Source organism: Bradyrhizobium sp. AZCC 1578, from assembly GCF_036924675.1.
GTDB lineage: Bacteria > Pseudomonadota > Alphaproteobacteria > Rhizobiales > Xanthobacteraceae > Bradyrhizobium.
In genome coordinates this window covers 5,766,679-5,779,955 of the sequence record NZ_JAZHRZ010000001.1, presented here as the reverse complement: position 1 = coordinate 5,779,955, position 13,277 = coordinate 5,766,679, and the positions used below count along the sequence as shown (strand labels likewise).

The following is a 13,277-nucleotide window of genomic DNA, read 5'->3' as shown; positions in this document are numbered from 1 at the left end:
GGCTGGCATGCCAAGAAAAGTCACGATCTCCGTCGCCCCTGCGAACGCAGGGGCCCATACGCTGTGTCCTATGGGCAGTGCGGTAGACGCCTTCTGCCATTCCGACGACTGGTGGTTATGGGTCCCTGCGCCTGTGCGCGATTGCGCACTAGGCAGGGACGACGACGGGGTTTCCCCTGCGAGGCCCGCCTGATAAACGATCGCCATGCCGCTCAAGGTCGCCGCCTTCTATCAATTCGCCGCGCTGCCGGACTTCCGGGAGTTGCGCGAACCGCTGCGCTCGTTTGCTGCAGGCCTTGGGCTGAAGGGCAGCGTTCTGCTGGCGCATGAGGGCATCAACGGCACGGTTGCGGGCGACGATGCGAGCATCGACGCGTTCGTCGGCGAATTGCAGCACGGCGCGCTTTTCGGCGGGCGGCTCGGCAATCTCGAACTCAAGTTTTCGACCGCTTCCGAGATGCCGTTTCGGCGGCTGAAGGTCCGGCTGAAGAAGGAAATCGTTACGCTCGGAGATACGGCGGTCGATCCGACGCGCCAGGTCGGCACCTATGTCGAGCCGTCGGACTGGAACGAACTGATCGCAGCGCCCGACACGCTGGTGATCGACACCCGCAATGCGTTCGAAGTGGCGATGGGCACGTTCGAAGGCGCCGTCGACCCCGGCATCAAGAGCTTTGGGCAGTTCAAGGAATTCGCCTCACAGAAACTCGATCCGGCGAAGCACAAGAAGATTGCGATGTTCTGCACCGGCGGTATCCGATGCGAGAAGGCCAGCGCCTATCTGCTGGCGCACGGATTTGACGAGGTCTATCATCTCAAGGGCGGCATCCTCCGCTATCTCGAAGGCGTACCGGAGAATGAGAGCCGCTGGCGCGGCGAATGCTTCGTGTTCGATGAACGCGTGGCGCTGGGCCACGGCCTGCGGCAGCGACGAGGGAACGATGGCGCGCACGAATGACGTCACCGCACTGAGCGAGCGCCTCGACGCACTGGAAATACGGGCGACGTTCCAGGATGAGACGATCGAGGTGCTGAATCACACGATTACCGCACAGTGGCACCAGATCGATTCCTTGACGCGCCAATTGGCTGAACTGAAGGAGCGCCTGCGGGAAGCCGAAAGCAACTTGCCCGGCCCGGCGAACGAGCCGCCGCCGCATTATTGAAGTACAAACAGAAACGGCCTCCCCTTGGGAAGACCGTTTGCCACGCGAAACGATTCACGCCATTTGCATTAGCGGAAGGCGGCGCGAACCTTGTGCCACAGCGATGGATTCTCATGTTCGTGATCGGCTTTCGATGGCGCCGGTTGCGCAGCACTCACGGGATCGGAAGCCGGAAACGTGTCGACCAGTCCGGCCTCGAGTTTTTCATGGGTTTCCCGGTCGGCCTTCAGCGCTTCGCGGGGATCGTCGGCGTGCTTGTCATGCGCAGCAGGATTGAACTTCTGGGCCATAGGAACCTCCATGAGTGAGATAACGGCCCCGTTTTACGCCGGTTCCACGTTCGCCCTCGCTATCCGTCCTTGGCCTCGAGGGAACCTGTGTGTATCAGAGGCGCACCAGCCGCGCCCGCAGGAATCCACGTTTTGTCTCAGAAATCCGTCGTGAAACCTTTCGTCGAAGTGCTCTCCGGCCACAGGCAGAAGGTGCCGCCGGTGTGGATGATGCGACAGGCCGGCCGCTATCTGCCGGAGTATCGCGAGCTGCGCGCCAAGGCGGGGAGTTTCCTCGATTTGTGCTTCACGCCGGAATATGCCGCTGAGGTAACGCTGCAGCCGATCCGCCGTTTCAACTTCGATGCGGCGATCATTTTTTCCGACATTCTCGTCATCGCCTACGCACTCGGCCGCTCCGTGCGCTTCGAGGCCGGCGAAGGTCCGCGGCTTGATCCGCTGGATACCCCCGAGCATGTGGCGGCGCTCGCGCGCCATGCCGATTTCGGCAAGCTGGAGCCGGTCTATGAAGCGTTACGTCGCGTGAAGCGCGAGCTTGCACCTGAGATCGCGCTGATCGGCTTCTGCGGCGCGCCCTGGACGGTCGCAACCTACATGGTTGCAGGACAGGGCACGCCGGACCAGGCGCCGGCGCGGATGATGGCCTACCGTCATCCCGAGGCGTTCGCTGAAATCATCGACGTGCTGGTGGAGAATTCGATCCAGTATCTGCTCGGCCAGCTCGAGGCCGGCGCCGACTGCTTGCAGATCTTCGACACCTGGGCCGGCGTGCTACCGCCGCGCGAATTCGAGCGCTGGTCGATCGAGCCCGCGAAGCGCATCGTTGTCGGCGTGCGCGCGCAAGTGCCGGATGCCAAGATCATCGGCTTTCCCCGCGGCGCCGGCGCGCTGCTGCCGGCCTATGTGGAGGCAACGGGCGTCAACGCGGTCAGCATCGACTGGGCGGCCGAACCTTCCATGATCCGCGAGCGCGTGCAGAACCGCGTCGCCGTGCAGGGCAATCTCGATCCGCTGGCGTTGATCGCAGGCGGCGCCGCACTCGACCGCGCTGTCGACGACGTGCTAGCGAACTACGCGCAAGGACGGCTGATCTTCAACCTCGGCCACGGCATCCAGCCGGAAACGCCGATCGCCCATGTCGAGCAGATGCTCGAGCGGGTGCGGGGGTGGAAGGGATGATGCGCGACATCGTCGTCATGCCCGCGAAGGCGGGCAACCGCCAGCGGAGGTAAGAGCCGAGACGTCACGGCGTACTGGATCATCCGCCGGAGCCTGTCATCGGGCGCGCGTTCGCGCGACCCGTTGGCGGATGATGACGGCAGTGCTTGCCGCTGGCGCCGTTGCCTACCGCGCGTCCTCCAGAATCATGTCGGACGCCTTCTCGGCGATCATAATCGTCGGCGCGTTGGTATTGCCGGACATCAGGTCCGGCATGATCGAGGCGTCGACCACGCGAAGGCCTTCGATGCCGCGCACGCGCAAGCGCTGGTCGACGACCGCGAGCGCATCGCTGCCCATCCGGCAGGTCGAGGTCGGGTGATAGACCGTGCTGCCGGTGCGGCGGCAGAAATCCAGCAGTTCGTCGTCGCTCTGCACCTTCGAACCCGGATCGACTTCTGAGACCGCGTAAGCCTTCAGCGCGGGGGCTGCGAGAATCTTGCGCAGGATGCGGATGCCGTCGATGAAAGCGCGGCGATCGGTTTCGGTGGCGAGGTAATTGATGCGGATTTCCGGCGGTTGGGAAGGATCGGCGCTCCTGATACGCAGCGAGCCGCGGCTCTCCGGGCGCAACTGGCAGACGGAGGCGGTGAACCCGGAAAGCGCATGCAGCTTCTCGCCCATCTTGTCGGTCGAGAACGGCAGAAAGTGAATCTGAATGTCGGGCGACGCCAGCCGTGGGCTGGTCTTGAAGAAAGCGCCTGACGTGCCGGCCGCGATCGTCAGCGGCCCCTTGCGCAGGGCTGCGTACTGAATGCCCGCCATCATCTTGCGGATCGGGTTATTAACGACATCGTTGAGCGTACACTTTTGCGCACAGCGGGTGATCAGGCGGACCTGCATGTGGTCCTGCAGATCATTGCCGACGCCGGGCGCATCGAGCACGATCTCGATGCCGTGCTGCTTCAACAGATCCGCCGGCCCGACGCCGGATAGCTGCAGCAGTTGCGGCGAGTTGTATGCGCCGCTGGAGACCAGAATTTCCTTGCGCGCCCGTGCAGTGCGCACGCGGCCTTCCTGCTTGTACTCGACCGCCTTGGCGCGGCGGCCTTCGAACAGGATGCGCTGCGCCAGCGCCGAAGTCTCGATGTGAAGGTTAGGCCGCTTCCTGGCCGGACGAAGGTAGGAGAACGCAGTGCTGGCCCGGCGCCCACGCCTTGTCGTCGTCTGGAAAAATCCCGCGCCCTCCTGCGTGGCACCGTTGAAATCGGGATTGGTCGGAATGCCGGCCTCAGCCGCGGCGACGACAAACGCTTCCGACAGGGGATCATGATGCCGCCAGTCGGATACCGGCAGCGGGCCGCCGGCGCCGTGATATTTGTCGGCGCCGCGCTGCTGGTTCTCGGCCTTCCTGAAATAGGGCAGTACGTCGTCATAGCCCCAGCCGGCATTGCCGCGCTGCCGCCATCGATCGTAATCCTCATGCTGGCCCCGCACATAGAGCAGGCCGTTGATGGAACTGGAGCCGCCGAGCACTTTGCCGCGCGGCTGGAACACCTGCCTCCCGTTCAATTCCGGTTCGGGCTCGGTTTGGTACATCCAGTTGACGGATTTTTCCTTGAACAGCCTGCCGTAGCCGAGCGGCACATGGATCCAGAGATTGGTGTCCTTCGGCCCGGCCTCCAGCAACAGGACGGAGTACTTGCCGTCGGCCGTCAATCGATTGGCGAGCACGCATCCGGCCGATCCGGCGCCGACGATGACGTAGTCGAATTCGGAAGTGTCATTGTTCTTGTTCATTTGTTTCCCCCGCGGGCGGCCCAAAGAGGTAGCTGGGCCGCCACGGGCGGTCAATTGCCTCGCCGTCGCAGGCGAGAAAAACCATCTTCAATGCGGCCGGTGCCGGCTAGCTTGCCAGTTTCGAAAAGTCCGGCGGCCGGCGCTCGGCGAACGCAACGAAAGCCTCACGCGCCTCCATCGTCTTCAAGCGAGCCGCGAACTGCTCGCTCTCGGCCTTGATCTGCGCCATCAGGAGTTCCGGGTTGCGCATCAGCCGTTTGGTCGTGCTGACGGCGCCTGCCGGCTGTTTCGCCAACCGCGACGCGAAAGCCTTCGCTTCCGCATCGAGCTTGTCGAGCGGCACCACGCGGCTGGCAAGTCCCCAGGCGAATGCGGATTTGGCATCGACCGCCTCACCGAGCGCGAACATCTCGAAGGCGCGGGCATAGCCGATGCGAAGCGGCATCAGCAGGCTGGAAGCTGCTTCCGGCACCAGCGCCAGGTTAACGAACGGGGTCGACAACAGCGCATTCTCGGCCAACACGACCAGATCGCAGTGCAAGAGCATCGTGGTGCCGATGCCGACGGCGCGGCCCTGAACGGCTGCGACCAGCGGGCGGCTCGAATGTGCAAGCGCCTGCAGGAAGCGGCCGACATGGCGCTCGCCCTGAAGTGTGCCGGTTGCAATGGCCGCAAACTCGCCAACGTCGTTGCCGGCGGTGAACATGTCGCCCTCGCCGCGGATCAGCAGCACGCGGACGGATGAATCCGTCTCGGCGGCCTCGATCGCGTCCGCAAGCGCGCCGTACATCGCGTTCGTCAGCGCGTTCTTCTTGTCGGGGCGAGCCATCGTCAGGCTCAAAATCCCGTCGCTCTTCTCGATCTTGATGTGCTCGGTCATTCGTCTTCTCCTTTGGGAAATCTGCTCTGCATGGTGGTAAGCCAGCGCGCAACGACATCGATCTCGGCGTCGGTAAACCCTTCCGTGAGCCGCGCGTTGACCTCGGCGAGCCCGGCTTTCGACTGCGCCATCGCCGCGCGGCCGGCCGGCGTCAGCCAGAGACGCCACGCACGCCCGTCATCCGGATCGGCCCGCCGCTCGATCAGATTCGCCGCCGTCATCCGGTCCACCAATCCGCTGATGCCAGGTGGTCCAAGATCGAGCGCCGCACCCGCCTCGCCCATCAGGGCGCCGTCGCGCTGGCCCAGGACGAAGAGCAGGCCGGACTGCGCGGCGGTCACGCCGCTGCGCGGGGACCGCGCCGCCATCCAGCGCTGCAGCCGGCGCTGCGCGACGTTGAGCAGGAACACGAGCCGGTGCTCGCGACGCGGGCTCATATCGATGAGGTCAATTTATTTCGCATGCGAATTATCTAAGCAAGTGCAAGGAGGTTGTCACGACGATTTTTGATCCGGCTCATCGAGAAATATTTGGGCTCGTCGGCTTGAAGCCGAGTTGGCGAGAAAGGAAATCAAGCATAGGCAGTGGTTTAGGCGGAAAATCGATTTTCGATTGACGATCCTACCTACTCTCGCCAAGCTGCCCGCCATGAGCAGTATCGGGTTGAGTTTTGGCGAGCGCCTTGACGACGAACGGCCGCGAAGCCTGACCTCCGCCGTTCAGGAACGGCTGCGCGCGGATATTCTCTCGACCCGGCTGCTACCCGGCCAGAAGCTCCATATCGCCGGTCTCGCCAAACAGTTTTCGGTCAGCCTCGCCGCGGTGCGCGAGGCGCTGTCGCGGCTGGTCGCGGACGGGTTGGTGCAGGCGTCCGACCAGCGCGGCTTTCGTGTCAGCCCGGTATCATCAGCCGACCTCAGGGACGTGACACAGACCCGCGTCGATATCGAAGGGCTGGCGTTGCGCCGTTCGATCGAGCGTGGCGATGCGGCATGGCTTGCCTCGGTGGAGAAATCTTTCGCGGCGCTCTGCGCCGTGCCCTACACCTACCCCGACGATCCGACCCATCACTACGAGGAGTGGGTGGTGCGGCACAGAGTCTTTCACCGCACGCTGGTGAACGCCTGCGGCTCGCAATGGTTGCTCGGTTTTCGCGACGTCCTGCACGAGCAGAGCGAACGCTATCGAAGGCTTGCGATCCGGCGCAACACCGAACACACACGCGACGTCGAGGCCGAACACGCGGCAATCGTGCATGCCGTGCTGAAGCGCGATGCCGATGCCGCGGTCGCGGCGCTCTCGAAGCATTTCATGACGACCATGCATCTCGTCGAGCTCGCGACACCGAAACCGTTCGGAGGTGGCGACCCCGCCTGATCGACGGTTCAAAGAACAAATCAAATCAAGAAAAGCAAAGGGAAACGTCACCATGAGAATCACGCGACGCCAAATACTGGCAACGATTGCGACCGCCACCGTGCTTGGCGCATCAGGCATGGCGCAAGCTGCCGATACCGTCCGCATCGGGCTTCCGACGAAAACCTACTGGCCCACGACGATCGCGGAAACCGCTGTGCGCCAAAAGCTGTTCCAGAAGGAAGGCATCACGGCCGAACTCACGATCTATCGCGGCGGCGCCGAGACCTTTGAGGCGATGGCGGCGGGCGCCGCCGACGTCATTCTCGACGCCACTTCGCTGGTATCGGCCGGGCGCAAGAAGGGCGTGAACTCCAAGGTGCTCGCGAGCGCAGCCACGGGCTATTACGGCTGGCAGTTGATGACGCTTTCGAAATCGACGCTTGGGGTGAAGGACCTGAACGGCAAGAAGGTCGCCATCACCTCCGCAGGCTCCGGCTCCGACCTGCTGGCGTTGTGGACCCAGCAGGACAAGAAAATCGAATTCACCCGCGTTCCCGTCGGCGGCGGCGGCCTGGTTCCGAACCTGCTCGCCGGCAATGTCGACGCGGCCGTCGTCTATTCTCCGCTGAGCTTCCAGATCTCCAAATCAGGCGAAGCGCGCACCATCCTCGACTTCTCCAAGGAAGTGCCGCCGAACCTCGCCGCCGGCTGGATCGCGCTCGACAAATACGTGCAGGACAAGCCGCAACTCGTACAGAAGACGCTGAACGCACTCTATGGCGCACTGATGTACATGCGCGCCAACAAGGACGCCTCCGTCAAGCTGATCACCGAGCTCTATGAAATTCCCGCCGAGATCGCGGCGCTGGAATATGATAACACGATCATGAAGCTGGAAACCGACGGCAGCATGGATGGTCCGAAGATTCCGGAACAGCTCCAGCTCGCGCTCGACATGGCCAAGGCGGGCGGCATGAAGGACCTTGGGCCGGCCTCGGAAATTATCTCGACGCAGTTCAAGCCGGTTCCGACCAAGTTCTGAGACACGCGCGATGCAAAGCGGGCTAGCGGTAAAGGCGGCGCGGGTTGCCATTGTGGTGGCGCTGTTTGCGATGTGGGAAATCATGTCGCGGACCGGCATCGTCAATCCGCGCCTGCTTCCCTCCGCCTCCGATACGCTGTCAACACTTGGCGAGCTCTTGCAGCGCGCGAGCGTGCGCAAGGATCTCGCGGTGACCGCAACCGAGGTGGTGACCGCCTTCGCCCTCGCCGTTCCCGTCGGCGCGCTGATCGGCTTCCTGATCGCGGAGAACCGCTATTTTGCCGAGGTGGCAAAGCCGCTGCTGTTCTTCGCCTTCAGCATTCCAAAGTCGATCTTCCTGCCGATGTTCATCCTGGTGTTCGGGGTCGGCTTTTCGCAGAAGGTGGGCTTCGGTTTCTTCTCGACGATCTTCATCGTGATCATGTCGACCACGACGGCGGTGGAGTCGGTCAAGGTCGAGCATTTGACGGTCGCCCGCTCCTATGGCGCGACACCTGTTCAGACCGCGTTCCGCGTCTACCTGCCGAGCATGCTTCCCGTCCTGCTGGAAGCGCTGCGGATCTCGATGATCTTCAACCTCACCGGCGTCATTCTCGCCGAAATGTACGCCTCGCGCGACGGCATCGGGCACCAGATTGCGACTTGGGGCGAGAACTTCCAGATGAAGCAATTGCTGGCCGGCGTGGTGATGATCGCCGTCATCGCGATTGCCTTCAATGAACTGGTCAGATGGGTGGAAACACGATGCAGCCATTGGCGAACATAACCCCGCTGAAGCCGGCCGGCGCGATCGAAGTCCGTAATGTCGGGCAAATCTTCAAGACCACGACGCAGGACGTCGTCGCGCTGGAGGACGTCTCGCTCGACGTCAGGCCCGGCCGCTTCGTGGTGCTGGTCGGCCCGAGCGGCTGCGGCAAGTCGACGCTTCTGATGATGATGGCCGGCCTGCGCCAGCAGACCTCCGGCACCATCACCATCAGCGGCGCGCCGATCCCCGAGCCCGATCCGAACCGGGTCGGCGTGGTGTTTCAGGAAGCCAGCCTGTTCCCCTGGCTGACGGCGGAAGAAAATGTCGAGTTTCCGCTGGCGCTGCGCGGCGTCACAAAAAGCGATCGACGCGTTAGAGCGCAGGACGCCCTGAAGCTTGTGGGCCTCGAGGGCTTCGGCAAGCGCCATCCGCATGAGCTCTCGGGCGGGATGAAGCAGCGCGTCTCGATTGCGCGCGGCCTGGTGCAGGATCCGCCGGTGCTGCTGATGGACGAGCCGTTCGCGGCGCTCGACGAACAGACCCGCATGACCATGGGCGACGAGCTGCTGCGGATCTGGGCGGCGACCGGCAAGACGGTGGTATTCGTGACCCATAGCCTGACGGAAGCGGTCTATCTCGCCGACGAGGTGATCGTGATGTCGCCGCGCCCTGGCCGCATCGTCGATCATCTGCAGGTCTCGCTGCCCCGCCCACGCACCTATGAGATGCTGAGCGGCGACGCCTTCGGCAGTCTGCGCGACCGCATCTGGCGGCACATTCGCAAATCGGCGTGAGGCTGGCATGAGCGCGGCAACACTTCGCAGATTGATCGTGATCGGCCTCATTGTGCTGTGGGAGATCCTGCCGCGTGCCGGCTTCATTCCGGAACTGTTTCTGCCGTCGCTGTCCTCGACGCTCGCGGCCGGATGGAACGAGGCTGGCGAATACGGCCACGCCCTTGCCGTCACGCTCTACGAGGTCGCGATCTCGATGGCGTTCGCCTGCGGCGGCGGCATCTTGCTCGGCGCCATCGTCGGCAGCCTGCCGCGGCCGCGCATCCTGATCATGCCGATGGTCTCGAGCCTCTATGCGGTGCCGCTGGTCATCCTCTATCCCGTCTTCACGGTCTGGCTCGGCATCGGCTCGGAATCCAAGATCGCATTCGCTTCGATCTATGGCTTTCTGCCGACGATGCTGGCGACGGCCGCAGGCATACAGACCATCGATCCGCAGTTGCTGCTGGCCGCCCGCAGCATGGGCGCGACGCTGAGCCAGCGGCTGGTTCGCGTCATCATTCCAGCGGCGATCCCGACCGTGCTGTCAGGACTGCGCGTCGGCGGCGCGCTTGTGATCGTCGGTGTGGTGGTGTCGGAAATGCTGATCTCGTCCGCGGGCATCGGCTATCTGATCTCGCGCTACCGCACCATTCTCGATAGCCCGCATGTGTTTGCCGGCGTGTTGCTGGTGCTGGCGATGGCGATCGCCTTCAACGCCGCCATCAAATGGATCGAGCGCAAGGCCGCGATCTGGCAGACCGGCACACGCGCCGGGCAAGACTCCGCGGGCGAAGTCGCGCCCGCTGCCCTGCAGCCTGCGACCTGACGGAGTGTGAACGTGTTCGACCTGACGCTGACATTCGACAATGGTCCCGAGCCTGGCGTCACGCCGCGCGTGCTCGATATCTTACGCGAACGCGGCATCAAGACGACGTTCTTCGTGATCGGCAAAAAGCTCGGCGATGGCGAACGTCGCGGGCTGGCCGCACGCGCGCATGAAGAAGGCCACTGGATCGGCAATCATACCTTTACGCACACCGTGCCGCTCGGGCAGCAACGCGATCCGAACGCGGCACAAAGCGAGATCGGCCGGACGCAAGATGCAATCGGCAACCTCGCCCATGCAGAGCGCTGGTTCAGGCCGTTCGGCGGCGGCGGCAATCTCGATCGGCGGCTGTTGAAGCCCTCCGTGGTCGACTACCTCATCCGCAACAGGCATAGCTGCGTGCTCTGGAACGCGATCCCGCGCGACTGGGACGATCCCGATGGCTGGGTCGACCGAGCCCTCGACCTGTGCCGCTCGCAGCCGTGGAGCCTGATGGCGCTGCACGATCTGCCTGGCGGCGCCATGGATCACCTTGAGCGCTTTCTCGACCGAGCAGAGGAAGCTGGCGCGCTCTTCCACCAGGACTTTCCGCCCGACTGCGTCCCGATCCGGTCGGGCAAGATCGTGCTGCCCATTCAGCCCTACCTTTCCAACATCGAAGAGAGTGTCACAACATGAGGATCGCGAGTTTCAAGGCAGGTCAGACGGCAACCTACGGCCTGGTCACGAACGCAGGCATTATCGATGCCGGAAAACGGCTTAAGGCCTATCCAACCCTGAAGTCGCTGCTCGCCAACGGATTGCTCGACGAACTGAAAGCGCTGCAGGGTGAGCGTCCCGATTACGCATTGGCGGAAATCGAGTTGCTGCCGACCGTGCCCGACCCGGACAAGATCTTCTGCATCGGCGTCAACTACGCCACGCACCTTGCCGAAAGCGGCCATCCCACGCCGCCGCATCCGATGATCTTCACCCGTTTCGCCAATAGCCAGGTCGGTGGCGGCCAGCCGATGATCCGGCCGCTGGAATCCGAACGTTTCGATTACGAGGGCGAGATGGCCGTCATCATCGGCAAGGCCGGCCGCCGGATTTCGCGGGAAGAGGCGCTCGCACATGTTGCGGGCTATGCCTGCTACAATGACGGCAGCATCCGCGACTGGCAGCGCCACACCTCGCAATTCGCGCCGGGAAAGAATTTTGTCGGCACCGGCGCATTCGGACCGTGGATGGTCACCACAGACGAAATCCCTGATATCAGCAAGCAGGCCATTGCGACCCGCCTCAACGGCGTCGAAGTGCAGGCCGCGCCGATCTCGGACCTCGTGTTCGACGTCCCTGCCCTGATCGCCTACTGCTCGACCTTCACCGAACTGGTTCCGGGCGACGTCATCGTCACCGGCACCACCGGCGGCGTCGGCGCCTACCGCACGCCGCCGCTGTGGATGAAGGATGGCGACGTGGTCGAGGTCGAGGTATCCGGCATCGGCGTGCTGCGCAATCCTGTGAAAGACGAGGTTGCGGCGGCTGCGACACGTGCGGCTTGAAACGAGAGGCATAACAACAAGAGCACGGAGACGATGATGAACCTGCCGAAACATCTTCTGCCGACCACCGTCGTTGGCAGCTACCCGCAGCCGGAATGGCTGGTCGATCGCGCGATGTTGTCAAAGGTGGTGCCGCGCACGCGCCTGCACGCGATGTGGCGGCTGCCTGCGGAGCACCTGGAAGAAGCGCAGGACGACGCCACCATCGTTGCGATCAGGGACATGGAGCGCGCCGGCATCGACATCGTGACCGACGGCGAAATCCGCCGCGAGAGCTATTCGAATCGCTTCGCCACCGCGCTTGAAGGCATCGATGACGAAAATCCGGCGATGATCACCTCGCGCAGCGGACACGAAACGCCGGTACCGCGTGTGGTCGGTCCGGTAAAACGCCGCGGCCCGGTCGAGCTGCACGACATGGAATTTCTGCGCCAGAATACCGATCGCGCGGCCAAGATCACCCTGCCCGGCCCGTTCACGATGAGCCAGCAGGCGAAGAACGAGTACTACAAGGACGACGAGGAGCTGGCGATGGCATTTGCCGAAGCCGTCAACGCCGAAGCGCTCGATTTGCAAAAAGCCGGCGCTGACGTGATCCAGCTCGACGAACCCTGGGTGCGCAACAACCCGGACCTTGCCCGCCGCTACGCCGTCAAGGCGATCAACCGCGCCCTGCAAGGTATTACCGTGCCGACCGTGGTGCATCTGTGCTTCGGCTATGCCGCGGTCGTCCCCGGCTCAACCAAGCCGGCCGGCTATTCCTTCCTTGCTGAACTTGCCGACACCAGTGCCGAGCAGATTTCGATCGAGGCGGCGCAGCCGAAGCTCGATCTCGGCGTGCTCAAGGATTTATCGTCGAAGAAGATCATGCTCGGCGTGCTCGACCTCGGCAATCCCGAGATCGAAGCCGCCGATGTGGTGGCCGGCCGCATCCGCAACGGCCTCAAGCACGTCGCCGCCGACCGGCTGGTCATCGCGCCCGATTGCGGCATGAAATACATGCCGCGCCATGTCGCGTTTGGGAAATTGAAGGCGATGTGCGACGCGGCAGCGACGGTGCGCAAGGAGATCAGCTAAGCGGCCTGCCCTGCAGCCACGCCGCGCCGCGCGCATACAAGGCCTCGACCTCGGGTCCCTTGAGGCCGGGCATGTCGCGCTTGACCGTGTAGCCGATGCGGGTCTGCAAATAGGCGAGATGGCGGTAGCCCGGCGGGAATTGCTCGAGGAGAGCCTTGTCCAGCACCGGCGCCGTACCCGGCGTGACGGGGTCCATGCGGTCCTTCTCATAGATCGGCTGGCGCAGCACGATGCCCCAGCGTCCCTCCCGCTTTTCGAGGAAGTCGTAGAATCGCCCGGTGCAGAGCACGTCGCACAGCACGCCCTCGACCTCGGCACGCTGCGAGATCGTCATTTTGGTCTGCGCAATCGCTCGGGCGCCTGCGAGGTCAACCGAGATGCCGCCGAGAAAATGCAGGATGCTGACGCCCTTGGCCCAGGCCTGCTTGCTGATTTCGATGAACTCGTCACCGGTGCCCTGCGTCCAGGTCGCCATCATGCGGCCGTCCGGATGCCAGACCGTGCGGAAACGCTCCCAGTCTCCGGCATCGCGCCAGATCGACCAGTTCTGCAACAATTCCCGGATCAGGCGATCGTCTTCAATTTCGGCGTGACTTAAGGGCATGCGGGCA

At 63.5% G+C, this 13,277-nt stretch carries 16 protein-coding genes; 11 read left to right on the top strand and 5 right to left on the bottom strand.

Features of this window, described 5'->3' with window-relative positions; translation table 11 throughout:
- Positions 1 to 205: 205 nt before the first annotated feature.
- The gene (trhO, locus tag V1290_RS27835; protein ID WP_334367331.1) at positions 206 to 958 is read left to right on the top strand and encodes an oxygen-dependent tRNA uridine(34) hydroxylase TrhO; all 753 of its coding nucleotides are present in this window, start codon (positions 206 to 208) and stop codon (positions 956 to 958) included.
- Positions 942 to 1,166, top strand: a complete 225-nt coding sequence (locus V1290_RS27830) for a SlyX family protein (RefSeq protein ID WP_028349523.1) — start codon at positions 942 to 944, stop codon at positions 1,164 to 1,166. The genes trhO and V1290_RS27830 overlap by 17 nt, the downstream gene beginning before the upstream one ends.
- Before the next feature lie 68 nt (positions 1,167 to 1,234).
- On the opposite strand, the gene V1290_RS27825 is transcribed toward V1290_RS27830, so the two are convergent.
- Positions 1,235 to 1,456, bottom strand: coding sequence for a hypothetical protein (locus V1290_RS27825; protein ID WP_334367330.1), 222 nt, complete (start codon positions 1,454 to 1,456; stop codon positions 1,235 to 1,237).
- A 132-nt stretch (positions 1,457 to 1,588) separates the two neighbouring features.
- Between V1290_RS27825 and hemE the strand changes: the two genes are divergently transcribed.
- Complete coding sequence (hemE, locus tag V1290_RS27820) at positions 1,589 to 2,635, top strand: uroporphyrinogen decarboxylase (protein WP_334367329.1); 1,047 nt, start codon at positions 1,589 to 1,591, stop codon at positions 2,633 to 2,635.
- Between the two features lie 165 nt (positions 2,636 to 2,800).
- Here hemE and V1290_RS27815 read toward each other — a convergent pair whose 3' ends face one another.
- The 3 genes from V1290_RS27815 to V1290_RS27805 form a co-directional block, all read right to left on the bottom strand.
- Positions 2,801 to 4,414 carry a GMC family oxidoreductase gene (locus V1290_RS27815; protein WP_334367328.1) on the bottom strand — a complete coding sequence of 538 codons (1,614 nt, stop codon included), beginning with the start codon at positions 4,412 to 4,414 and terminating at the stop codon, positions 2,801 to 2,803.
- Positions 4,415 to 4,520: 106 nt separating this feature from the next.
- On the bottom strand, positions 4,521 to 5,294 hold the full coding sequence (locus tag V1290_RS27810) for an enoyl-CoA hydratase (protein WP_334367327.1): 774 nt from the start codon (positions 5,292 to 5,294) through the stop codon (positions 4,521 to 4,523).
- Entirely contained in the window at positions 5,291 to 5,731 is a 441-nt protein-coding gene (locus V1290_RS27805; protein WP_334367326.1) for a MarR family winged helix-turn-helix transcriptional regulator, read from the bottom strand. Before V1290_RS27805 ends, V1290_RS27810 begins: the two co-directional genes overlap by 4 nt.
- Before the next feature lie 175 nt (positions 5,732 to 5,906).
- Between V1290_RS27805 and V1290_RS27800 the strand changes: the two genes are divergently transcribed.
- The 8 genes from V1290_RS27800 to V1290_RS27765 are packed head-to-tail and all read left to right on the top strand — an operon-like array spanning position 5,907 to position 12,666.
- Positions 5,907 to 6,671 (top strand): GntR family transcriptional regulator, encoded by a 765-nt coding sequence (locus V1290_RS27800; RefSeq protein ID WP_334367325.1) that lies wholly within the window; start codon positions 5,907 to 5,909, stop codon positions 6,669 to 6,671.
- Between the two features lie 52 nt (positions 6,672 to 6,723).
- Entirely contained in the window at positions 6,724 to 7,695 is a 972-nt protein-coding gene (locus V1290_RS27795) for an ABC transporter substrate-binding protein (protein ID WP_334367324.1), read from the top strand.
- A 10-nt stretch (positions 7,696 to 7,705) separates the two neighbouring features.
- Positions 7,706 to 8,461: an ABC transporter permease gene (locus tag V1290_RS27790; RefSeq protein ID WP_334367323.1), complete on the top strand. Its 756-nt coding sequence runs from the start codon at positions 7,706 to 7,708 to the stop codon at positions 8,459 to 8,461.
- Positions 8,440 to 9,237: an ABC transporter ATP-binding protein gene (locus tag V1290_RS27785; RefSeq protein WP_334367322.1), complete on the top strand. Its 798-nt coding sequence runs from the start codon at positions 8,440 to 8,442 to the stop codon at positions 9,235 to 9,237. Before V1290_RS27790 ends, V1290_RS27785 begins: the two co-directional genes overlap by 22 nt.
- Before the next feature lie 7 nt (positions 9,238 to 9,244).
- On the top strand, positions 9,245 to 10,045 hold the full coding sequence (locus tag V1290_RS27780) for an ABC transporter permease (protein ID WP_334367321.1): 801 nt from the start codon (positions 9,245 to 9,247) through the stop codon (positions 10,043 to 10,045).
- 12 nt (positions 10,046 to 10,057) lie between these two features.
- A complete protein-coding gene (locus tag V1290_RS27775) occupies positions 10,058 to 10,723 on the top strand; it encodes a polysaccharide deacetylase family protein (protein WP_334367320.1) in 666 nt (221 codons plus the stop codon).
- Positions 10,720 to 11,589 (top strand): fumarylacetoacetate hydrolase family protein, encoded by an 870-nt coding sequence (locus V1290_RS27770; RefSeq protein ID WP_334367319.1) that lies wholly within the window; start codon positions 10,720 to 10,722, stop codon positions 11,587 to 11,589. Before V1290_RS27775 ends, V1290_RS27770 begins: the two co-directional genes overlap by 4 nt.
- Positions 11,590 to 11,625: 36 nt before the next feature.
- Positions 11,626 to 12,666: a 5-methyltetrahydropteroyltriglutamate--homocysteine methyltransferase gene (locus V1290_RS27765; RefSeq protein ID WP_334367318.1), complete on the top strand. Its 1,041-nt coding sequence runs from the start codon at positions 11,626 to 11,628 to the stop codon at positions 12,664 to 12,666.
- Here the strand turns inward: V1290_RS27765 and V1290_RS27760 are convergent.
- Entirely contained in the window at positions 12,659 to 13,270 is a 612-nt protein-coding gene (locus V1290_RS27760) for a nuclear transport factor 2 family protein (RefSeq protein ID WP_334367317.1), read from the bottom strand. The two genes, V1290_RS27765 and V1290_RS27760, sit on opposite strands and share 8 nt — an antisense overlap.
- Positions 13,271 to 13,277 lie beyond the last annotated feature (7 nt).